The organism is Polyangiaceae bacterium (assembly GCA_016715885.1).
In the GTDB taxonomy this organism is placed as follows: Bacteria; Myxococcota_A; Polyangia; order Polyangiales; family Polyangiaceae; genus Polyangium.
Genome location: JADJXL010000025.1, coordinates 177,032 through 200,078, shown reverse-complemented (window position 1 = coordinate 200,078; position 23,047 = coordinate 177,032). Strand labels below are relative to the sequence as shown.

Annotated in this window: 17 protein-coding genes; 9 read left to right on the top strand and 8 right to left on the bottom strand. The window is 61.5% G+C overall.

Features of this window, described 5'->3' with window-relative positions:
* Positions 1 to 28 precede the first annotated feature (28 nt).
* The 6 genes from IPM54_35870 (at position 29) to IPM54_35845 (ending at position 7,637) form a co-directional block, all read left to right on the top strand.
* Positions 29 to 889 carry a DUF448 domain-containing protein gene (locus tag IPM54_35870; GenBank protein MBK9265147.1) on the top strand — a complete coding sequence of 287 codons (861 nt, stop codon included), beginning with the start codon at positions 29 to 31 and terminating at the stop codon, positions 887 to 889.
* A complete protein-coding gene (infB, locus tag IPM54_35865; GenBank protein ID MBK9265146.1) occupies positions 886 to 4,260 on the top strand; it encodes a translation initiation factor IF-2 in 3,375 nt (1,124 codons plus the stop codon). Before IPM54_35870 ends, infB begins: the two co-directional genes overlap by 4 nt.
* An 87-nt stretch (positions 4,261 to 4,347) precedes the next feature.
* Positions 4,348 to 4,725: a DUF503 domain-containing protein gene (locus IPM54_35860; protein ID MBK9265145.1), complete on the top strand. Its 378-nt coding sequence runs from the start codon at positions 4,348 to 4,350 to the stop codon at positions 4,723 to 4,725.
* On the top strand, positions 4,722 to 5,099 hold the full coding sequence (rbfA, locus tag IPM54_35855; protein MBK9265144.1) for a 30S ribosome-binding factor RbfA: 378 nt from the start codon (positions 4,722 to 4,724) through the stop codon (positions 5,097 to 5,099). The genes IPM54_35860 and rbfA overlap by 4 nt, the downstream gene beginning before the upstream one ends.
* A gap of 56 nt (positions 5,100 to 5,155) precedes the next feature.
* Positions 5,156 to 6,655, top strand: a complete 1,500-nt coding sequence (locus IPM54_35850; protein ID MBK9265143.1) for a serine/threonine protein kinase — start codon at positions 5,156 to 5,158, stop codon at positions 6,653 to 6,655.
* 1 nt (position 6,656) lies between these two features.
* Positions 6,657 to 7,637, top strand: a complete 981-nt coding sequence (locus IPM54_35845; protein MBK9265142.1) for a hypothetical protein — start codon at positions 6,657 to 6,659, stop codon at positions 7,635 to 7,637.
* Between the two features lie 14 nt (positions 7,638 to 7,651).
* Here IPM54_35845 and IPM54_35840 read toward each other — a convergent pair whose 3' ends face one another.
* Positions 7,652 to 9,880 (bottom strand): protein kinase, encoded by a 2,229-nt coding sequence (locus IPM54_35840; GenBank protein ID MBK9265141.1) that lies wholly within the window; start codon positions 9,878 to 9,880, stop codon positions 7,652 to 7,654.
* A 179-nt stretch (positions 9,881 to 10,059) separates the two neighbouring features.
* Here IPM54_35840 and IPM54_35835 point away from each other — a divergent pair, with 179 nt between their 5' ends.
* Both IPM54_35835 and IPM54_35830 read left to right on the top strand, forming a co-directional pair.
* A complete protein-coding gene (locus IPM54_35835; protein MBK9265140.1) occupies positions 10,060 to 11,424 on the top strand; it encodes a TRAP transporter small permease subunit in 1,365 nt (454 codons plus the stop codon).
* Positions 11,421 to 13,100: a TRAP transporter large permease gene (locus IPM54_35830; GenBank protein MBK9265139.1), complete on the top strand. Its 1,680-nt coding sequence runs from the start codon at positions 11,421 to 11,423 to the stop codon at positions 13,098 to 13,100. The genes IPM54_35835 and IPM54_35830 overlap by 4 nt, the downstream gene beginning before the upstream one ends.
* A 184-nt stretch (positions 13,101 to 13,284) precedes the next feature.
* Here IPM54_35830 and IPM54_35825 read toward each other — a convergent pair whose 3' ends face one another.
* The 5 genes from IPM54_35825 to IPM54_35805 all read right to left on the bottom strand — a co-directional run bounded on the left by IPM54_35825 (position 13,285) and on the right by IPM54_35805 (position 19,540).
* Positions 13,285 to 14,214: a hypothetical protein gene (locus IPM54_35825; GenBank protein MBK9265138.1), complete on the bottom strand. Its 930-nt coding sequence runs from the start codon at positions 14,212 to 14,214 to the stop codon at positions 13,285 to 13,287.
* A gap of 49 nt (positions 14,215 to 14,263) precedes the next feature.
* On the bottom strand, positions 14,264 to 16,333 hold the full coding sequence (locus tag IPM54_35820; protein MBK9265137.1) for a bifunctional aldolase/short-chain dehydrogenase: 2,070 nt from the start codon (positions 16,331 to 16,333) through the stop codon (positions 14,264 to 14,266).
* An 84-nt stretch (positions 16,334 to 16,417) separates the two neighbouring features.
* Complete coding sequence (locus IPM54_35815; GenBank protein MBK9265136.1) at positions 16,418 to 16,969, bottom strand: hypothetical protein; 552 nt, start codon at positions 16,967 to 16,969, stop codon at positions 16,418 to 16,420.
* A gap of 210 nt (positions 16,970 to 17,179) precedes the next feature.
* Positions 17,180 to 18,166, bottom strand: coding sequence for a hypothetical protein (locus IPM54_35810; GenBank protein ID MBK9265135.1), 987 nt, complete (start codon positions 18,164 to 18,166; stop codon positions 17,180 to 17,182).
* An 18-nt stretch (positions 18,167 to 18,184) separates the two neighbouring features.
* Positions 18,185 to 19,540, bottom strand: coding sequence for a metallophosphoesterase family protein (locus IPM54_35805; GenBank protein MBK9265134.1), 1,356 nt, complete (start codon positions 19,538 to 19,540; stop codon positions 18,185 to 18,187).
* Positions 19,541 to 19,720: 180 nt separating this feature from the next.
* Here IPM54_35805 and IPM54_35800 point away from each other — a divergent pair, with 180 nt between their 5' ends.
* Positions 19,721 to 21,292, top strand: coding sequence for an MFS transporter (locus IPM54_35800; GenBank protein MBK9265133.1), 1,572 nt, complete (start codon positions 19,721 to 19,723; stop codon positions 21,290 to 21,292).
* Here the strand turns inward: IPM54_35800 and IPM54_35795 are convergent.
* Positions 21,289 to 22,011, bottom strand: a complete 723-nt coding sequence (locus tag IPM54_35795) for a hypothetical protein (protein MBK9265132.1) — start codon at positions 22,009 to 22,011, stop codon at positions 21,289 to 21,291. The two genes, IPM54_35800 and IPM54_35795, sit on opposite strands and share 4 nt — an antisense overlap.
* Complete coding sequence (locus IPM54_35790) at positions 22,008 to 22,991, bottom strand: serine/threonine protein kinase (protein ID MBK9265131.1); 984 nt, start codon at positions 22,989 to 22,991, stop codon at positions 22,008 to 22,010. Before IPM54_35790 ends, IPM54_35795 begins: the two co-directional genes overlap by 4 nt.
* Positions 22,992 to 23,047 lie beyond the last annotated feature (56 nt).

The following is a 23,047-nucleotide window of genomic DNA, read 5'->3' as shown; positions in this document are numbered from 1 at the left end:
GTTTCATCAGGATATGAGGTCTCGAGAAATGCAGCACGAACAAGCGACGCAGGTGGGCGCTCGTCAACCGACGACGTCCCGAGTGCGTACGTGTGTTGGCTGCGGCGAGCGTGTCGAGCTTCAGCGATCGGACGCTGCAGCCGTGACGCTCGTTCGTCTCGTTCTCGGTCCTGGTGGCGAGGTGGCGGTCGATGCGAGCTCGGGTGGATTTGGACGCGGTGTGCACGTTCATCCGAGGCCGCAATGCGTGGAACGTGCCGCGCTTCGCGGCATTGCTCGTGCGGCCAAAGCGAAGGTCGCACTGGTTTGGCAAGACGAACCTGCCATGTCCGAGGCAGACGCTAGTTTGTCCGGGTCTACCAAATCTGGTCTCGTTCCGCTCGAACCAGCGTCGCTTGCACGGGCGATCATCCGGTCGCTCGAACGTCGAGCGCACGGGCTCCTTCTCGCAGCGGCTCGCGCGCACAAGGTTGCGCTCGGTGCGGATGCGGTGACGGGGGCGGTCGAACGCGGTGACGCGGCGCTCGTCATCGTGGCGACGGATGCGGCAGCGGCGGCCGAATTGTCTGCGGTTCGTCGCGCCGTCGCCGACGGGCGCGGGGTTGCATGGGGCAGCAAGCAAATCCTCGCCGCATCGTGTTCTTCCGCGGCTTCCTCGAAACGAATCGAGGGGCTCGGGGTGGTTGCGATGCTCGATGATCGAATCGCTGCGGCGTTTCGCGCGGCAGCCCATGCGGCTGCAGCACTTTCAAGTTTGTCTTCGGGAACTACGAAGCGGGTTTCTGGCGTGCACATTCGCCGCCAGAAAGCAGGCGATGCTGACGTGGGCGACGGCGTCGTCGATGCGGCGAATGAATCGGAATTGTCGATACTGGAGCGAGGTGCATGAGCAAAGTCCGGGTGTACGAAGTCGCTAAACAGCTCAACATGGATCAGAAGGCGCTGGTTGCGCTCTTCCAGTCCATGGGTATCGGCGATGTGAAGAATTACATGAGCACCGTCGAAACGGATGCCGTCGAGCGCGTCAAGCGTCACCTCGAGCGACAACAGAAGGGCCCCGAGGTGGTTGAAGAGAGGATTCGCCCAACGGTCGTCAAGCGTCGTGCGCGTGGCGCCGATGCAGAGCAACCCGTGGGTCGCGCGGAGAGCGCTGAGCCTGTGCGAGCGCCCGTGCCGCCGGCTCGGTCGTCATCGGTATCGGCTGCGCCGGTTCCCGCTGCACGCTCGTCCTCGCCGACTGCCGCTCCGGTTCCTGCTGCACGTTCGTCTTCGCCTGCTGCTGCGCCTGCTCCTGTCGTTTCCGCGCCTGTCGCTCCTCCGAAGCCGGTTGTCGTGGCTGCTCCGCCCGAGGCGGCTGCTCAGGAGCAACCGAAGCCGCAAGCTGCGCCGACGCCTCCCGCGGCGGTGCCTGTCGAGCCGGTACACGAGCAAGTGCGCGAAGCGGCTCCACCGCCGCAAGCTGCGCCGATTGTCGAGACCGCTCAGCCCAAGGTGCCCGAGCAACCTTCGCAGCCTGCTGCGGCTGAGGTTGCTGCTCCGCCGCCGGCGCGCGAGCCCGAGGCGATCGTCTCGGCGCCCAAACCGCAAGAGGTTGCGCCGATGCCGGCTCCTTCGGCCCCAGCCGCGGCGGCTGCGCCTGCCGAGGAGCCTGTGGCAAAGCCATCTCCGACGCCGGTTCCCGCTGCGGCTACGCCAACGCCTCCGCCGCCAGCCGCGGCCGAGCCATCGCCGCCGGCGCTCGCTGCTCAGCCGGCTGCTGCGGTCGAAGCGTCCAAGGTCGTTGCGTCCGAGCCTCCGCCTCCGGCCGAGGTGCCCGTGCCGGCACCGCGGTTGGCCCAGCCGCCTCCGCCGCCGTCGAAGCCCGTGGAACAGCGCGGGCCGCATGCGAAGCAGGGCGGCGACCATCAAAAGCGCACGGATGTGCACACGCGACCGGCAAGCCATGATGCGTCCAAGGGAGGCGCTTCTGGAGCAGCGCGCCCAGGTCAGCAACAAGGCGGGCGCCCCGCTGCGGCGGCGCAGGGCAAACCTGGTGGTGCGCCGGGCACGCCTGCGTCACGCCAGCAGACGGGCGGCGGCGCGTCGGCTCGACCTGCGCAGCAAGCGGCTTCGTCACCGTCATCTGCCCCGCCTCCGCGCAAACCGTCGGATACGCCGTCGACGATTCCACCGCGATCCACGTCGGCGCCGAAGACCGGCATCGATGTTTGGCAAGGACGCCCAGGCGTACCCATGCCCGCTGCACAACAGCGGACGGGCGCACCGCGCCGAACGACGTACGACCCGCGCGCACAAGCCGCGCAGGCGCGTCCGGGAGCCGGCGGGTTCGGACAAACCGCACGTCCCGCTCAAGGCGGTGCGCAGCGAGGTCCGGGTGGACAGCAGCGAGGTGGTGCATCGGGGCCCGGTGGATTCCGCCAGCGCCCTGGTTCGGCACCGATGATGCAGCGTCGCGGTCCTGCACAGGTCTCCACGCAAGAGATGGCCTCGCACAAGAAGGTTATCAAAATCGAGGAGCAGGTCTCCTTGCAGCAGCTCGCCGCCAAGATGAGCGTCAAGGCCACCGACGTGCTGATGAAGCTGCTCAGCATGGGCATGACGGGCGTGAACATCAACTCGACGCTCGATGCCGACACCGCGAAGATCATCGCGAGCGAGTTTGGTTGGAGCGTCGAAGACGTGGCCGTCAGCGAGACGCAAACGCTCGAAGACGCGACGCGCATCGAAGCTGCGACCGACATGGACTTCGTGACACGTCCGCCGATCGTCACGGTCATGGGCCACGTCGACCATGGCAAGACGTCGCTGCTCGACCGCATTCGCAAGGCGAGCGTTGCAGAGGGCGAAGCGGGTGGCATCACGCAGCACATCGGCGCGTATCGCGTCGAAACGCCGCGCGGCACCATCGCGTTCCTCGATACGCCTGGTCACGAGGCATTCACGGCCATGCGTGCTCGCGGTGCATCGCTCACCGACATCGTCGTGCTCGTCGTCGCTGCCGATGACGGCGTCATGCCGCAGACGCGCGAAGCCATTGCGCACGCACAAGCGGCGAAAGTGCCGATCATCGTGGCCGTCAACAAGATCGACAAACCCGGAGCGGACCCCGAGAAAATCAAGCGCGACCTCGCGAACCTCGGGCTGCAACCGGAAGAGTGGGGCGGTGACACGATGTTCGTTCACGTGTCGGCCAAAGCAGGCACGAACATCGATCAGCTCCTCGAATCGATCATTCTCCAGTCCGAAATCCTCGAGCTCAAGGCGTACCCGAAGCGCCGAGCGAGCGGCACGGTCATCGAAGCACTCCTCGATCGCGGTCGCGGCCCCGTTGCTCGCGTCATGATCCAGGACGGTCATCTCCGCACGGGCGACATCATCATCGCCGGTGGTGCTTGGGGTAAGGTCCGTGCGATGACCGATGAGCTTGGTCGCTCCGTCGGGCAAGCAGGTCCCGCCACCCCCGTCGAAGTGCTCGGCTTGGCCGAAGTACCAAGCGCTGGCGATCCCGTGCATGCCGTCAAGGACGCGAAGACCGCCGAAGAGATCGCCGAAGGCCGCAGGAAGAAGGCATCTAAGTCCCTCATCCCGCAAAGCTCGGCAGTTTCACTCGAGGCGCTCAAGGAACGACTCGCGGAAAGCGATCAGTTCGAGCTGAAGCTCATCGTGAAGGGTGACGTGCAGGGGTCTGTCGAAGCCATCACGCATGCGCTGTCGAAACTCACGACCCAAAAGGTCAAGGTCACCATCGTTCACGCGGGCGTCGGTGGCATCACGGAAGGCGACGTCAATCTCGCCGTCGCGTCCAAGGCGATCATCGTTGGTTTCAACGTTCGTCCTGCCGGCAAAGCAGCCGCGCACGCCGAATCCGAAAACATCGAAATTCGCCTCTACAACATCATCTACAACGCCATCGACGACATCCGCTCGGCGATGGAGGGCCTCTTGCCCGCAACCAAGATCGAAAAGCTCCTTGGTCGTGCGGAGGTCAGGCAGGTCTTCCGTATCGCCAAGAGCGGCACGGTGGCCGGATGCATGGTCATCAGCGGCATGCTGAAGCGCACCGCAGAAGCTCGCCTCATTCGCGACAGCGTCGTCGTTTGGACGGGCAAACTCTCCGGTCTGCGACGCTTCAAGGACGACGCAAAGGAAGTCGCCGAAGGATTCGAGTGCGGCATTTCGCTCGAGAACTTCCAGGACATCAAGGAAAACGACATCGTCGAGTCGTTCGAGATCGAAGAGATCAAGACGAAACTCAACTGAAACCGGGCCAGCAACGCTGGTTTGCCCTACGCAACCAACCCATGAGTCGGCGACCGATGCTCATCGGTCGCCTCGCCGTCGGCGTTTATGTTCGTCGGAGTCTTGAGATTCAGTCTGGATGTTCCGGGCGCGAGGTCCCTAAAGGACAAACGCAGCGTCGTCCGGTCCCTCAAAGAACGCATCCAAAGCCGGCTCAAAGTCTCGATCGCTGAAATCGGCGTGCTCGACGATCCACGACGCGCCACCCTCGGCGTCGCGGTCGTGTCCAACTCTTCCACGGTTTGCGACCAGCTCATGTCGAGCGTCATGAGCATCGCGTCGACGCTGCCCGATGCGGTGCTGACCGACCGTGCTACCGAGATCGTCAGCTTCGGTGAAGGCGGACGCGGGGTCCAGGGCGGTATCGAGCAGATGTTCGACCGTATGGGCGACGAAGACGACGACAACGACGGAGGGCAATCATGAGCGGTATGCGATCGGCTCGAGTGGCGGCGCGAGTGCAAGAAGAGCTGGCCGTGTTGCTTCGTTCGCTCGCGGACCCGCGTTTGCAAGGCGTTTTCATTTCGCGTGTCGAGATGACCGACGATCTGCAGACGGCGAAGGTGTACGTCCGACACGAACAGGCAGGAGAGCTGCCAACTGCTGCAAGGCGCGCGCTGCTCAAGGGATTCGAGTCGGCGAGTGGACGTCTTCGCAAAGAGGTCGCCCGTGCCTTGGCTCTACGCCGCGTACCGGAACTACGCTTCATTTACGACGCGGGACAGGACAGTGCGCATCGTGTCGAGGAGCTTTTGCGCGAGATCCATGCGGACGACGAGGCGCAGAACCGCAAGTCTTGAGGCCTGGTCGTCCCACAAAAGAACCGATTCAAAAGGCCGCGTGATATCGTCTGGTCGTGAACCTGCAGGCCGGCGTTGTCGTCGGTAACAAGATCCGCATCATCCGCCCGCTCAAACGTGGCGGCATGGGCAGCGTGTGGGTCGCGGAGCACCAAACGCTACGCATGCAGGTCGCCGTCAAGTTCATGGCGGAGCGGCTCGTGCAGGATCACGAGTACGTCGAGCGATTCGCGCGGGAAGCCATGTCGAGCGCGCAGATCAAAAGCCCGCATGTCGTGCAGGTTTTCGATCACGGCGTCTTCGACGGTACGCCGTTCATCGTCATGGAGCTGCTCGACGGCGAGGACATGCGTACGCGCATCGCTCGCGCGGGGCCGATTTCCGTTGCGGAAGCAGGGCACATCCTCGTGCAGCTTTCTCGAGCTCTCACCAAAGCGCACGCTGCGGGCATCGTTCATCGCGACATCAAGCCCGACAACATCTTCTTGATGGAGCACGATGGCGAGCCCTTCATCAAAGTGCTCGACTTCGGCGTCGCCAAACATGCCGCGCAAGACGCCGAGCACGACATGACGGGCACGGGGGCGATGGTCGGGACGCCGCACTATATGAGCCCCGAGCAGATCTTGAGTGCACGTCGAGTGGACCATCGCGCGGACTTGTGGTCCGTGGGTGTCGTGATGTACCGCGCGCTGACGGGCAGTGTTCCGTTTCAGGGTGAAACGCTCGGTGCCGTGTGCGTCGCGATCGAGCGTGCCGAGTTCATACCGGCGACGCAAAGGCGTCCGGATTTGCCGCCCACGCTCGACGTGTGGTTTGCCCGCGCGCTCGCACGTGAACCAGCGCAGCGCTTTCAATCGGCCAAGGAGATGGCCGAAGCGTTCGTTGCGGCCGCAGAAGCGGGCGGTCATGCCACGGCTGCGTTTTACCGGCCAGACACGAGCTTTCAGGGTGGGCCCATGCCGTCGGGAGTGCCTGCGGGTTTTTCCGCGCCGCCCCCGGCCGTCGCACCATCCAATCCGTGGGGTACGAACCAGACAAACCTCTCGGTACCCGTCGAGAATGCTCATCGAGTGTCGTCGGCGAATCTCCCAGCACCAACGCCGCCTCTCGTCGCGGGTTCGTCTGCGCCGCAAGCCTCTGCCACGTCGTGGCCATCATGGGACGATGCGCAGCAAGGTCCGCATTTGCAGACATTTCCGGGCTCTTCGGTTACCCATGCCGAACGAAGAGATTCGTCGCGAAAAACCCTGATCGCAATTGCCGTGGGCGCATCGTCTCTCTTGTTGCTCGTCGTCGGTTTGCTCGTTGCGCTCGTCATGGACGACGCTCCGACTGCAACGCCGATCGCGGTGGCGTCTCAGCCGCCCGCTCCAACCGCGTCAGCGCCCGCTCCTCCGGTCGCAACCGCGGAGCCAGCACCGCCGTCGGCGCCCACTGCCTCGGCAACTCCGGTCGTCGCTGTTTCCACTACAGCGCCGCCTCCTCCAAATACCGCTCCCGCCGTCGTCAAACCGAACCCCACGGTGAAGCCGCGGCGAGATCGAGGGTTCTGACGTGGTGTTTCGATTGACAAACCGCATCTGTCTTGGCGCCCTTTTCATCGTTGCCGCGGCGATCGCATCGCCATCTTTGGCTTTCGCTCAGTCGAAAGCGGAAATCGAAATGGCGCGCAACCTCATGGACGAAGGCGACGCGCAAGCCGAGAAGGGCGACTTTCGCGGCGCGCTCCGGTCGTACCGCGCCGCGCACACCATCATGAACGTGCCAACGACGGGCATCGAAGTCGCGCGCACGGAGGCCAAACTCGGCAGCCTCATCGAAGCGCGCAAGGTTGCGCTCGCCATCGTCAACCTGCCCGCGAAGCCGCGCGAGCCAAAGCCGTTCGTAGAGGCACGTGCAGATGCGCAACAACTTGCCGTCGAGCTCGGCGTGAGAATTCCGCAGCTCACGATCGTCGTGAAAGGTGTGCCGGAAACGACGCAGCTCGAGGTCAAGATCGATGGCCGATTGATTCCTCACGACGAGGCACTCGCGCCGCGTGACGTCGATCCCGGCAAACACCTCGTGTCGGTTGCGAAGCAAGGTTCGGAGGCCGAGATCAAGACCATCATGATCGCCGAATCGGAAAAGCTCACGGTCACGTTCGACGGCGTAGCGACTCCCACCGGTTCGGACAAACCAACGCGACGCACTTCGCCCCTCGTCTTCATTGGTTTTGGTCTCGGTGGCGCAGGACTCATCGCCGGCGCCGTGACGGGCGCGTTGTCGCTCTCGCGCGCCGGTGATGTCGAAGCGCTTTGTCCTGGCGGAACGTGCCCGTCGCAAGATGCGCTCGACAAAGCTACGCCCACGAACGATTCGGCTTTCGCTCTCGCGAACGTGTCCAACGTCGCGATTGCCTTGGGCGTCGTTGGAGTTGGTCTTGGCGTAACGGGCCTCGTGCTCTCTGGTCGTGCAGCGAAAAAGCCCGAGGACACGTCAGCCCTTCAGGTGTTCGTCGGGCCAAACGGTGCGCTCCTGACGGGCACCTTTTGACCTGCCCGCGGCGCTTACTTCGCGAGCTTCAAGAGCAGAAACGTACCCGCAGCGATCACCGCGATCATCGCGATGATGATGTAGTAGAGCCGCGTGTTGTCGGGCTTTGCGTCGAGCGGCCGACCGCCGGGTTGCACCGTCGGTGCGCGCGCGGCTCCTGGTGCCGTTCGCCGCACGCGCCACGGCACGGGCGCCTTCATGGGACGAACCCCTGTGCTCGCCGCGTCGTCCTTTTCTTTGGCTGGACCCGGGATGTGCACCTGTGCAGGCGTTTGGGCCTGCGCACTTCGTTTTTTCGGCGCGACCGGCTCCGCCGCAGGCCCGTCATCCGCAGGCCGTTCGGTCGCAACGATAGGCCGCCCAGGCAACGCTGAAATGCGATCCTTGCGCCCAGGCAGCGCCGACACTCGTTCGCCACTGCGCCCAGGCAACGCGGAAATTCGATCCGCCCTTCGTCCAGGCAACGCTGAAATGCGATCCCCGCGCGTCGCTGCTCCCGATGCGTGCTCCGCAGCGCGACCAGCAAACGTCACTGGCCGCTCGCCGCTTTCGCTCAATCCCGCCGAATCGTCCGATGGAGCGCTCTCGCTCTTCACGAGCGACCCTGGTGCAACGAGCGGAAGCGATATCGGATCCGTCGGGCGCTCGGAATTGTCGACGGCCGCTACTGCCGGCGTTTTCGCGAACGTATCGACCGAGGTTTGTCCTGCCGATGGATCCGTCGGCACCGGGCCATCGACGTCCTCGAACGACGACGAGTCCTTTGGCCGCGAATCATCTATTTCAGCGTGCGATTTCCCGGGCGCATGCGCCGTCGGTTTCGTCGTGGGTGCTGGTTGCGATTGCGCCGGTTCGGCAGTCGACTGCCGCAACTTCATGAGCACTGGTGCAGCGATGCGTTGCGTCGGCGCACCGCTTTCTTCATCGATGGCGGTAACGGACGCGACCGCTGCTGCTACGGCTGCGTCTCCATCCACGCGCACCGTCGGTGGCTCCGGTTCGGACTGCGTCGGCGCAGCTACCTCACCGTATCCAGGCGTCTGCCGTGCTGCTGCAGCAAGCGCGCCTTTGGGAAACTTGAGCAACGTAGCTTCCTCGATCGGCGACGGCCCCTGAGGAAACTTCATCAGCGTAGGTTCTTCGCTCGGCGGGCTCACGACGTGCGTGGCAGCCGCTGCTCGTGCGGGAATCTTCTGCAGCGTCGCTTCGAGCTCGTCGTCCGAAATGCCAGGAAGTTGCGCTGTCGGTCGCGTCGGTGGCTCGAGCTGCGGGGCCTCCGAAGGCGGCGGAACCGATGCTTGTTGCTGCTGCTGTCGGGTCTCCGCAGTCAGCTTGGCCGAGACTCGTTCGAGCTCGACGGCAAACGCCAGGGCCGTCGGAAAGCGATCGAGCGGCTCTTTGGCAAGCGCTTTCAGGATCGCCGCATCGAGCTCTGGAGGGATGGGTTGGGGCGCGATGCGTGATGGAAGCTCGGGCTGTTCGAACGCGTGCGCTCGTGTCAGTTCGAGCAACGTCGTGTGGTGATCAAAGGGTCCACGTCCCGTGACGAGCGTGTAGAGCACGATGCCCGCTGCGTAGACGTCGGTACGCCAATCGACTTCTCGTCCGCGAGCTTGTTCGGGCGAGAAGTACCGCGGCGTGCCCATGGCGACGCCTTCTGCGGTCGGAAACGCGAGGGGCAGGGGAGTGTTGTCTCCCGCGACGCCGATGACTTTGGCCACGCCGAAGTCGAGCACTTTGACCGCGCGCCGATTCGAGCTCGCTTCGCACAGAAACAAATTTTCGAGCTTCACGTCGCGATGAACGATGCCCGCGTCGTGAGCAGCCGCGAGCCCCTGCAGCGACTGCCGCACGATGTTCATCGCTTCGAGCACCGGAAGAAACTTTCGTTCCTCCAGCTCTTCGCGCAGATTGCGCCCGCGCAGCCGTTCCATCACGAGAAACGTTCGCCCCTGCGCCGTCTGCCCGAAGTCGGTGACTTGAACCAAGTTCGGGTGCGTGATCTTCGCCAGTGCTTGCGCTTCGATGCGCATCCTGTCGATGAAGTCGGGCCGATTCGCGTGGCGCTCTTGCAATAGTTTGACCACCACTCGTTTGCCGAGGGCAACGTGTTCAGCCTCGACCACATCGCCCATGGCTCCATGCCCGAGCGGCGCGATGAAACGATACGGCGTGCCGTCGAGCAACGTGGCTGGGTGACCCGTTTCCGAGGACGGATGTGCAGTGGGCTTATGCGCCGACATCACGAGCCTCCCTGATACTACGTTTCGGTCGACACTGGGACACTAGGCGCACATGGCCTGCGTCGTTCGGCTTCGTCGCGACGCGTCGTAACGACGAACGACGAAATTGGCCGTCCCAGACGATGGCCAAGCGTTTGGCCGGTTTACCCAACCGCGATGAAACCGCTAATGTCGTGCCCATGGCAGCGGACGAGGAAAAAAACGACGGTGATGGTGCCGTCGAGCAGCAGAGGGCTTCGGGCGAAGGTGACGTAGGGGAGCCTGAGAAGGACGCCAAGGGGAACGATTCACCTTCCGAAGCAAACGCTGACGAGGAATCTTCAGGAGCCGAGGCTGACGAAGGAGCTTCCGAAGCGGGGCCTTCCGAAGACGAGGCTGAAGCAGAAGGTTCCGACGTTGGCGAGGCGCAAGCTGCCGAGAAGGCGCCGGGTGCCGTCGTGCATCCGCCTGGCGCTGCATGGGCCAATGGCCTCGTGCGCGTGGAGCGAGCGCTGACTTGGTTCGAGTCGCGTTTGCTTTTCGTGGCGTTGCTCGGCCTCGTCGTGGGGCTTGTTTTTTGGATTTCGCTGCGTGGCATGGCGTCGCCCGTCGAGTCGGGGAGCGCTGCGGGCACTGTCTTCCGCATGTTTGTCGGGGCCGGCCTTCTGGGGGCGATCGCGCGCGTGTCCGCTTCGCGTGTGTTGAAGCTCGATGAAGTGAAGAGTGCGGGATTGACCATCTTGGGCGTCGCCATCGGCATTGCTGTCGCACCGATGTGGCGGGCCGTTGGTATTGCTCGTTTCGATGCGATTCTCAACTGGTTGCAAGAGGGGTCGTCGCTGACGCTCGTCGGTGGGCTTCGTGGCGTTGCGACTCGTTTGACCATCCTCGTGGCGCTCCTTGGCGCATCGCTTGCTGCGGCGCGATCCAAGCACATCAACATCGATGTCGTTCTGCGCTTCATGCGTCCGTCGTGGCGCATGCCCGTCCACGTCGTCGGAGCCGCGGCCACGGCTGCCGTGTGTTTCATCGCGGCCTACGGCTTTCTCGACTACACGTCGATCGAAGGCTTCGGCCAAAACAAGGACACCACGATGTCCGCGAAGATCGAGGGCATCCGTCGTTTGTCGGCGCAGCATCGGTTCGTCTTTTACAAACAAATCGGCCTCGATCTCCGCACGATGCCCGACGTCGTTTTCAGCGGCGTTCGTTGGGACGCACCAACGCGGATGAACGGCAAACAGTGGAACGCGTGGCTCGCCGAATCAGGTTATTCCGAACACTTCACGCCCGAAGAAATCGAAAGCATGAAAGCCCCGGCAGCGTTCGAAAACGAGCCGCGCGTGCCGATGGCCACGTTGCCGGGTGAGGGCGCAAAAAACGCGCTCGTGCATGACCTGAATCTCATCTGGCCACTCGGCCTCCTGTGGATCGGTCTGCGCGTGATTCTGCGCGCATTGCTCGTGATTTCCGGACACGCATCGGTCGAACCCGACGCCGACGAACCCGATGAAGACGAGCAGCCAACTGCCGACCGAGTCGCGGCGACGGAGGCGGCTCGATGAAAATCCCCGGCGTCCTTCTCGCATTCCTCGCGCTCGTCGGCATGCCGCTCTTCGCGGTCATGGGCGCCATCTCGATCCTCTCATGGCTCGGGACCGACCAAGCCGAACAACGTTTCGTACGGTTCATCGCGGCAAACGTTCTCGAAGAAAAATTTCAAAATTCGCCGATCCTCGTCACGATTCCGCTCTTCACGTTCGTCGGCTACTTGATGGCCGAATCGAAGACGCCCGATCGCATCGTGCGCGCTGCGACGGCCGTACTTGGTTGGCTCCCCGGCGGACTTGCGATCGTGTGCGTCTTCGCGAGCGCGTTTTTCACGACGCTCACCGGTGGCAGCGGCGTCACGATCGTTGCCATCGGTGGCCTGCTCTATCCGGCGCTTCGACAGCAGGGTTATTCGGACAAGTTCACCCTCGGTCTCGTCACCACCGCAGGTGCGATGGGGCTTCTGTTTTTCCCGAGCCCTCTCGTCATGATCTACGCCTTCATCGCCGGCGTGGATGTGACGTTCGCCTACAAGGCGACGCTCCCTCCGGGACTGCTCCTGATGGCGCTCATCTGCGGCTACGCGTTCTACACCGGGCTGCGATCGGACATCCCCCGCGCCAAGTTTGACCTCAAAGAAGTTGCGGCTGCTACGTGGAGCGTGAAGTGGGAGCTCTTCACGCCGCTGCTCGTCGGTATCGGTCTCGGCAGCGGCCTCATGGAGCTCGACGAGAGCGCGGCGGCGGCTGCGATCTATACGCTCATCGTCGAAGTCTTCATCTACAAGGACCTGAACTTCCGCAAAGTCGTCAAGGTCGCCAAGGATGCGATGACGCTGTCCGGCGCGATCATCCTCATCCTCGCCATGGCGACGGCCATGACGAACTACATCATTCAGGATCAGATCCCGCAGGCGATCCTTCAGTGGTTCATCGAGCGTGGGATGAACGCTGCATGGCAGTTCATCATCGTGCTGAACGTCTTCTTGTTCATCCTCGGCATGTTGATGGACGCGTTCAGCGCGCTCTTGGTCGCGTTGCCTCTGCTCATTCCGCTCGCAGCAACGTTCCAGATCAACCCGTTCCACCTCGCCGTCATGTTCCTGTTGAACCTCGAGATCGCCTACGTCACGCCGCCCGTCGGCTTGAACCTGTTCATCTCGAGCTTCCGGTTCTCCAAACCCATCGTCGGCGTTTATCGCGTCGTTCTGCCCTTCGTCGCGCTGCTCGCGATAGGTCTCGTCGCCATCATCGTGTTCCCATCGATCAGCGAGTTCACGATCCGATCCGACATCGCCCGCGCGCGTGCTCGAGCGGAAAAAGATGGCTTGCCACCACGCGAAGCGTGGCTGCTCGAATGCGTGCAAGAGGACACGAACAACCTCAAGCCGTGCTCGCAAGCGGACATCGCACGATGGGGTAAAGACGGGCAGGGCGTTGCCACGGTCGAGGACAAACCAGCCGCGGACAAACCCACGGGAGACGTCATCCCGGCATCGGATTCCGGTGCAGACGCGGGCACGGCGGACTCGGACGCGTTCGACGAAGATGCTCTCATGAGGGAAATGATGGGGGGCGGATCCGATGCCGCCGATGCAGGTGCTCCCGACGCTGGCGAAGGCGCAAAGAGCGGCGACGACATGGACGACCTGCTGCAGGAAATGCTCAACGCTGGCAAAGACGGTGGTTGAGGCCTGACGACAGGGTTTGCTCGCACCTCACCCCCCGACCCCCTCTCCAACTTCGCGGCTTCGCCGCTTCGTGGAGAGGGGGAGCCGGAAAAACCGAAGTCAATTCCCCCTCTCCACGGAGCGAAGCGGAGTTGGAGAGGGGGCTAGGGGGTGAGGCGCTGACGGTGTTGCGCTCTCTTTCGAATCACTCGAACGCGCATTCCTTCATGCGTGCCTTGCCGAGGTAACGCTGTGCGCGGCGCTTGGCGATCACGTTCTGCAATCGCTGTGCGGGAAGCGGATCCTCCGCCTCCATCACCTCCGTCAGCAGCTTGACGTACTCGTCCTTGTTGCCCTTGAGGCAGTGATATTTCGCCGCGTATTGCACCTTCGCGAGCAGCAGTTTGCCATCGCTGATCTCTATCGCTCGGTCGAAGTGTTTTTTGGATTCGTCGAGCTCGGCCATTGCCGATCGAGCGTGGTATGCGCCGAGGATCGTGTGCGCGCTGCCGTACATGACCTTTTCATCCAGCTCGACGACGCGTTCCATCATGGCGACACCGATGTACAGCTCGGATACGAGCGCCGGGTCGTCCTTGCCCATGTTCGTCTTGCTGATCCACGCGTAGCCGGTCCAGAAAAGCGGCAGAGCGTGCTCTTCCGGGTCGGTGAATTGCGCCAAGTATTTGCGGATTGATTCGTCGTTTTTCTTCGCCGCTTCAGAGCCCGGGTAATAATGCTCGAGCAGCTCGATTCCATAACGCGCACCGCGGTCGTATCCGGCGATTGCGCGCTGCTTGAGGTGCAGATACGTCGGCCCTTCGAGCCCCTCTTCGTCCTCGGCTTGCTCCGCTTCGTCCTCGGTCCAGCCAAACGTCGCTCCCGTCCAGCCTTTCGCGAGCATGAAGAGTGCGTCGGTGTTTTCGGGGGCCAAGTAATGCATGCCCTCGAACTGAGACACGCCGTTGAATGCCGTGACTCGGGCGACTTCATAGTCATGGAGTGTGTCGATTGCGGCAGAAGCTTGGCGCGTGCTGGCGATCTGGCCGTCCAGAATCATCTTCTTGATACAGCCAGTCGTGGACAACATCAGCGCGCATAGCGCAGGCATCAGATAGGTTTGTAGGGGTCGCACGCGGACATGTTACCGCAGGCCGAGACGCACCGTTCAAGCAATCTGCGTTTCACCGTGGAAATGCCGACGCGTTTCCGCCATCGACCGTGATGACGCACCCCGTCGTAGCTTCGGCCGTAGCGAGATACACGAACGCCTGGGCCACGTCGTTCGCAGTCGTTTCACGTCGCAAAAGATTGGCGCGGAAATACTCGTCCACGCCAACCCCTCGCGCCCGCGCTCGCGTCTCCAGCATCCCGCCATCGAATAGCGCCGTGCGAATTCTGTCCGCATTGACGGCATTCGATCGGATTCCATGCGGCGCAAGATCGACCGCGTATTGCCGCATGAGCGCAATGAGCGCCGCCTTCGGAATGGCATACGGGCCGAAGTTCGGCCCCTGATTGAATGCGCTCTTCGACGCGTTGAAAAGGAGTACGCCACCCGATCCCTGCTGAATCAAAAGCTCCGACGCAAAACGAGCGACGTTTTGATGCCCCAGCAAATTGACCTCGAGCGACGAACGTAATGCAGCATCACCCTTTTCGTCTTGCAGCGCTCCTTCGAAGGGCCTGCCCGCATTCGAAATGACGATGTCGAGACCTCCATAACGAAGCGAGGTTTTACGAATCGCACTGCGCACTTCGTCCGCAATCGTCACATCGCAAGGCAAAGCGAAGACCCGGTCGCCATACGTTTCGGAAAGCTTTTCTCCCACGCGATCGATCGCATCCTCATTCTTGTCCGTCAGCGTCACGTGTGCGCCCGCAGCAAGCAGCGCGCGAGCGACTGCAAGCCCAATGCCCGACGCTCCGCCCGTCACGAAAGCCACGCGACTTTCGAGCTGTTTTGCAGGGCCTTTCTTGCCGAGCTTCGCTTGCTCCAAGCTCCAATACTCGACGTCGAATATGTCGAGCTCGGTTGCGGGTTCATAACCATTGAACGCCGTCGCCAGCTCGATCACCACCGTCGTGTGTTCATAGATGTCTGCGGCGATTTCAGCATCTTTGCGCGTTTTGCCAATGGTAAATGCGCCTAGGCCAGAAATGAGAATCACGCGAGGCCACGGATCGAGCTCTTTGCGTTCGCCCGGACGCGCGGCGGAACACCGCTGGAAATAACTGCGGTACTCATTCGCGTACGCGGCAATGCCGGCGTCGATGGCAGCTTTGGTTGCCGGTTTGTCGTCGATGTTCGGCAGGTTCAAAAGGAGCGGCTTGGGTTTCGTCCGCAAAACGTGATCGGGCGTCGCGCACCCGCGTTGCGAAATGACCTCCAAGTCGTCGCGATCGCAGAACGACAGCGTTTGAGGGCTCATGCGAAACGTGCCGATCCAAGGCTCACCGGAAGCTCGCATCAGGGCTCCGCGAAGGACGGGTGCGAGACGCTCGCATGCATCGGGCGAAGGACTTGCGATGGTGCGCCGCGAATCCGGGGCTCTTTCGACGAGCCATCGTTCGGCGCGTGTCACGAACGCGATCATGCGTTCGTAGCTGTCCATCGCGGTTTCGCCCCACGTGAAGATGCCGTGTTTGTCGAGGATGATGGCGCTTGGTTCGCGCCCCGTTCGTTGCTTGTAAGCGCGCCAAAGGTCCACGACTTTGCGCGCGAGCACGAAGCCGGGCATGACGTACGGGACAAACAGCGCGCGTTCGCCGAAGACTTCGCGCACGAGCGTTGCGGAATCGGGTTGATCGACCACCGCGAGCACTGCATCGGCGTGGGTGTGATCGACGAACTTGGCCGGCAGGAAGGCGTGCAAAAGCGTTTCGATCGAAGGAGCTGGCGAGTTTGGATCGAGCATTTGGCTGCGGAGCTGCGCCGTCATCTGCTCGTCCGTCATCGTTGGCAGTTCGCACAAGCGACGTAGCGGCGCGATGCGACATGCGGGGAATCCTTCGGGTTCGATCTTGCCGAGGTCCCAGCCGCTGCCTTTCACGTGGAGGACTTCCGTTGCATCACCAACGAGCTCCGTGACGACGGTCTTGACGGACGTGTTGCCTCCGCCGTGCAGGACGAGCTCGGGGCATTGTCCGAGGAGGCGCGAGGTATAGACGCGCATGGCGAGGTCTTCGCCCCATCGAGGCGCGTATTTTTCGACGAACTGTGCGGCATCAGCGGCGCGATAGTGGGATTGCACGGCGGGGTTATACCATGGGAAGGTGAGGGATACGGCTGCGCGGCGGGGTTGTTCGGTGCTGCGCGATGTGAGGCGAGGACAATCTCACGCGCTTGGTTTGCCCCGCGCCGCCGCGCGCCCGCCTTCTTTGTACGCTTTTACCCACGCGTCGAGCTCCGCACGCGTCGCGCCGAAATGCGTTGCAATCGCATCCATGGCTTCGTCCCCAACTGCAGCAAACACCGCCGCTTCAATGCGAGCCGGATCCATCGCGGTGAGCGTATTCGTTGCACTCTGCGCGCCGTCGCCGAATGTTTTGGCTCCATCGGCCGCTGCATTCGTCGTTATCGCCGTATCGGCCGACGGAGCCGTATCCACGCTGCTCGTCACGATCGACGGCACTTTTCGCACTTCCTCGGGCGACGCCGACGCCGTTACGCGTGCCGCCGGATCCCCGAGCAGCACGTATGCAGTCAAATCTTGCCGCAGCATCCACAATGCGCCTTTCTTCAATGGGCGCGTCTTTTCATCGGCGAGCGGCTCGTTGCGCCGGCGCGCACGCTCTTCTTTGTCGAGCATGTCCGTCAAATCGGTATTCGCATCGATGAAGTAGCGTTGCAAATCGAAAAAGCTGCCACCAATACGCGAATGATCCACGATACCGCGAAATACATTCTCGAATCGGGCCGGCGAAACTCCTCATGTTTCCAAGGTCTTGGAAGCTGAACGTCCATGCCAAGTCCACGTGCCCCATCACCGCGAGAGGACCATCGGGATTGGCCAAAAGCGCCTGAGGCAGGGCTGCCACGAACGATGATTCTCGAGCAAGTGCGGCGAGCACGCCGTCGATTTGGCTTGGCGGTATGTTCATCCCCGCGTTTTCAGGCTCGCGAGCCAATGCTGATATGCGCTGTACGACGGCGTTCCCGCGCTGAAGCATGCAAAGAAAAACCATGCGCCACCCGGCAAAAATGGCTTGTTCGCAACGTCCTCCGCCGTCAGTTTCACGCCTCGACCAAAGCTCATTGCACCTTGCATGCGCCGCTGCTCGTCCTTGGGCGTTTCCGCCGTGGATCCCAGTCCATGGCTGATGGAGAAAAGCAGCGTCGGATCATGCAATGCCACGGCCCGCATGAAGTCGTCGAGAGACGCCACGCCTTCTTCGTTCAAATCGACGATTGCGCTTGCCGGAAAGTCGTTCTTCTTCAATCCCACCTGCGCCGCATCGATCGTGGGCGACATCAAGCCTCGATGCCCCGTCGAAGTCGCGGCCGTCCCATCTTTTACCGTATGGAAAGCCGCTCGCGGTTTCTTGAATCCCGCGCGCGCAGCACGTTCGCATGCCAGGATTTTGTGCACGTATGATTCGTAGCCGGCGTCATTGGCAAATGCCAATCGCCCCACGAAAGCGCTCGACGCCCACCGCTGCTGCGATTCCCACGAAATCTGGTCCGCGTCGCCCAGAATGAGCAAATACCGAGGTCTATCAACCGCCTCGATATCTTTCGAATTGTAGACTGTCCCCCACCATATGCCCGCCTCTTCTGCCGACATTCCCGCAGGCGCCTCGAATACGATGGGCTCCTTCCCATTTTGCTCCTCTTTCCGAGCTGCCCGAAGTGGTGCAATGGCTTCCGCGAGCCGCTTGCCGTCCGTACCTGCCGGAACGATGACGCCCCACCGTTGACGCACGAGATCATTCGGATCCTTGTCGTCCTGGCGATAATCGAGCAGACCGAATTGTTCTGGTTCGGGCTCTTCTGCCCTGGCCGACACGGCTGCGACACCATATGGTAATCCTTTGGCAAGGACCGGCTCGCCATTGCCGTCCGCGAGGAGCAAATCGATATCCATCGGATTATCCTCCCGCGATTACGCTTTTCGTTGCGCTGGCACCCAACCCGAACGCAATGTCGTCAAGTCTCCATCGCTCCATTCGACCAGCGAAATGGTGGCACCTCCCCGATCATGCGACGCCACCAATACCGCGGTAAACCGACTCATCACCTTTGCTAATTTTTGCTTTGCCGGATCCAATCCCTTGTTGTCCCGAAGCTCTTCCAAGAAGGCGACCCATTCATCATCGGTTGCTTGCTGGCTCGGCAATTTCATGAGCCCGATCCACGTGCCGCTATTGGCGTACAAAATCCCCGAATCGTGCCGGAATCGCGCCGCATGGCTATGCCCAATGATGATCGCGTTGGACGAAAACTTCTCCGAAAGCCGCCGAGCTTCGTTCCATTCGTCTTCGGCCGGATCGAGCTGGAAATAGTTGTCGGCTTCGTCTCCAGCGAGCTTCTTTTGCATCCGCGCATAATGCGAAAGCGCACTCTTGCCCAATTTGATCATCGCCTTGCGAAGCGTGCCGTCGTCCAATGGGTACGCGTGGACTTCACCAAGCTGCCCTTCGAGCGCATCGAGCTCCGCTTGATCGAGCCCCGCCGCTTCGAGGCGTTTGTCGAGGCCAAAATCGGGCTCCGCCTCGACTCCCTCGGCAAACGTAAATGGCATGTCCGCGCGGCGATACAATTGCCACAGCATGCTGAGCGATGCTTGTTGCCACGCGAGCTTCGCGGCCGAAGGATCCACCGCGAGCGCCGTCAAGGCTGCGCCTTGGAAATCCGGCTTGAGCAAACTCAAAAAACGCATTCCTGCTTCGGAAACGCCCGGATTGAGGATTTTTTTCACCAATACCGAACCAGGCGCATACTTGTACGTCGATTCACCCGCCCGCAGTTTGTCGTACTCGACTCGATTCCAATCGTCGTTTTGCTCGCCATGCGTCACGAGCACCCGCGTTCCACCCACATTCAAGATTTCCGGTTCGTCACCATTGGCAAATACGAGACGCGCGGAGACGTCGGCAGATTGCCCGAGCGCCTTGCGAAATACCGCTTGCACCTCGGGCAAGAATAACTCCACATCATGGTTTCCCATGCGAATCGTCACCGCTCCGTCGCGTTCCAGCACCCGGCCGAATGCTCGAAGCACCGCCGCGCTCGCCGGATACGACGCTATCGCCTCGGCTTGCCGCACCGCGCGCGCCTTGTCGAGCTCCAGCGGATCGTCGTTCATCAAGAAGTCGACCGCGTCGCCGTTCACGATCACGTGCAGCGATTGCTTGGAGCTCAAATGATCGAGCAGCTCCGGTAGCGCCGTCCCACCCTCGAAAACATCGTATGGGCCACCGTTGCCCAAGTGCAGATCACTGACGATGACTGTTCGCATTTTTTCCTCTCGTATCGGTCCAAAGCTTCGCATTGCTGCCGGGTTCACGTCCACACCCTTCGTGACCACGGTTGGCCTTTCTGAACGCGTGCCGGCGATCGTGGTGAGTGATGTCACATTCGTTGGGGCACAAAAGGTGACTTGCCACGAGCGCACTTTGCGGCGACGCTCGCGCAGGCCATGACGACGAGCAGCGCAGGGACAAACTCGACGGTCGCGGCGGATGCGAAGTATCCGCGACAGATCCCGTACATCATCGGCAACGAGGCGTGTGAGCGCTTCAGTTTCTACGGCATGCGCAACATCCTCACGAGCTTTCTCGTGGGGTGGTTGCTCAAGGACGTGATCGAGGCGGATCGCGCGGGCGCGGCGAAGGACGTCTTTCACATTTTCGTGATGGGGGTCTACTTTTTCCCGCTCCTCGGGGGGTGGCTCGCCGACAGGTTCTTGGGAAAATACCGCACGATACTCTATCTTTCGCTTTTTTACTGCGTCGGACACGCATGTTTGGCGATGTTCGAATCGAACAAGCTCGGGTTTTACACGGGCCTCTTCCTCATTGCGCTCGGCTCGGGCGGCATCAAGCCGTGTGTGTCGTCCTTCGTGGGCGATCAGTTCGATCAATCGAACAAACATCTGGCGCGGGTCGTGTTCGACGCGTTTTACTGGATCGTCAATTTCGGTTCGTTTTTCGCGTCGCTCTTGATCCCCGTGACGCTGAAAAAGTGGGGGCCGAGCATTGCCTTTGGCATTCCCGGCATCCTCATGTTCATTGCAACGATTGTCTTCTGGGCTGGGCGCAAGCGATATGTCGTCGTTCCGCCATCCCCGGGAGATCCTCATTCATTTGGTAATGTTGCGTGGACGGCGCTTCGTCGAGGATCGGGGACGGGGCGAATTTTGACGGCTATTGGCGTCATTGGATTCGCGGCGTCGTTTGCCCTCCTGCCAAGCATTGGATTCGTCGCGACGGTGTGCTTGGCCATTGTCGTATTGTTTGCGCTGGCGGGCCCTGCGGTTTACCTGTCGCTCGATGCCGCTCGAGAAGACCATCCCGATGAAGATGTCGACGCCGTTCGAACGGTGCTGCGCGTGCTCGTGCTGTATTTCCTCTTGACGCCGTTTTGGTCGTTATTCGATCAAAAAGCATCGACGTGGATTCTACAGGCGAAGGCGATGTCGCTTCCGGGGTGGGGATTTTTTCAGGAAGCATCACAAATGCAGGCGCTCAATCCGGCGCTCGTGATGATCTTCATTCCGCTGAACAACGTGGTGCTGTACCCATTTTTACGTAAAATCGGCATCAACCCGACGCCTCTCCGGCGCATGACGGTGGGCATTGCTTTGGCCGGTTTGTCCTGGATTCCCGTGGGCATTTTGCAAGTCATGATCGATCGAGGCGCAACGGTGCCGATATTGTGGCAAGTCGTGCCGTATGCGATCCTGACGTTCGGCGAGGTGCTCGTGAGTGCCACGGGGCTCGAATTCGCCTACAGTCAAGCGCCTGCAAAAATGAAGGGCACGCTCATGAGCTTCTGGTCGCTCACGGTGACCATCGGCGGCCTATGGGTATTGCTCGTGAATGCCGCCGTAAAAAGAGAATCGGTGCTCGCGGCCATTACGGCGCACACGGGGCTGCGCTCGACCGCGTTTCAAATGTTCTTCTTCGTGGGCTTTGGGCTGCTCGCGGCGGCTGCGTTCGGAATGGTCGCGCGCAGCTACAAGATGGTCGATCACTACCGGAAGAGCTAACTCTCCAGCAAAAATCGCTTCCGATCAATCCTGTCCCGTAACGCATGAAGGCGCGCGTCGGCGTCGACGTAATCCAAAAGCGCGTGCGCTGCGACTCGATATTCGTCCATCGTGATGTCCGCGCGGCACATGAGCACGCGGAGCAAAATGGCTGCTTCGCAGGCTACGTCCGAAAGATTGTAATCGCGCACGGCACTTCGTCCCGCCTCGCCGCCATTCCAAAGCCCTTCGACGTCCGACCCATCGACGCCGACCTTTCCGGGCCATCCCGCAAGGCACGCAAATGCAGCCATCCGGCATGGGCGACCCGCTCCACGAAGGCTCACGGCGTCCTGCAAGTCGAAGTGATTCGTGCCTCGATAACGATCTTCGAAATCCCGGTCCCAAAGCCACGGCGCCACGATTCCGTGACGCACGCATCGCGCAATGACGAGCGGCAAATCGAACCCTCGACCATTCCACGACACGAGCACCGGACGGTGTTTTCCCACCATGCCGGTAAAGTCGCGCAAAATGGCCATTTCACCAAACTCCGGTCCGCCCAAGAGCCTCGGCGTTTGCACGCGCGTTCTCGAGCCATCCAGGACCAGAGCGACGATGGCGCCGGAAACAATTTCCAAATGCGCAACGGAAGGCACTTTGTCCGGATCCGACCCTTCGGGCGGAGGATTGTGCTGGTCGATGACCGCTTCGAAGTCGTAAACGACATAGGCCGTCATGATAAAAGCGTCCTGCTCGATTCGTTTTGGTGAATCCGTACGATTTCTTCGAGATCGCGGGTTTCTTCTTCCCAATACGAATCGGATCCGAATTGGGGAAATGTGCGCGGAAAAATGGGATCGTGCCAGCGCCGAGCTATCCAGGCTGCATAATGAATGCGTCGCAAACCGCGCAGCGGCTCGATGAGCGACAGCGTTCGCCTATCGAAACGCCGAAATTGCTCGTAACCCTCCAAAAAGACTTCCCGACGCATGCGTGATTCGACATCGCGGCCTCCGACGAGCAGCCAAATGTCTTGCACCGCTGGCCCTACGACCATGTCGTCGAAATCGATGACGCACAAGACATCGTCGCGCAAAAGCAAATTCCCATGATGCAAGTCGCCATGTATGCGATGTACGTCAATGGACTTCAACGCGTCGTCGATGCAATTTGCAATGTAATCGGCAGATCGTTCGTAACGGGCCACGAGCTTCGGGGGAATGGCATTTCGTTCACGAAATGCGGCTACGTTTTTCCTAACGAACTCGCTGCCGTCGAGACGCAGTCGATGTGCGGATTTTCGAGCCGCTCCGACGTTGTGCAGGCGCGCCGTTAGCATTCCGAGGCGCATCAAAAGCTCATCGTCCGGCTCGTCCGGCGCGCGACCTCCTTTTCGAGGAAAAAGGCAATACGAAATGCCATCAATTTCGTCCAGAGTGCTGCCGGTTGGAAGGCGCATGGGAGGACACACGGGCACCTCGGCTTCCACGAGATCGGCCAGGAATTCGTGTTCTTCGAGGATCTGTGCGTTTGTCCAGCGGCCTGGACGGTAGAACTTGGCGACGACACGCGTGCGGTCCTCGAGCTCCACTTCGTACACTCGGTTTTCGAACGAATTGAGCGGATAGCAGAGAGGATTGCAGGCGAATCCTGCCCTCTCGACAGCCTCGAGCACTTTGTGTGGTGTGAGGGCGAAGAAGAGATCGGTTGTGGTCATACGGATGCCGGGAGCGATCGTATACCATGGTCCGCCTTCGGCGCAGGGGAGGGGAC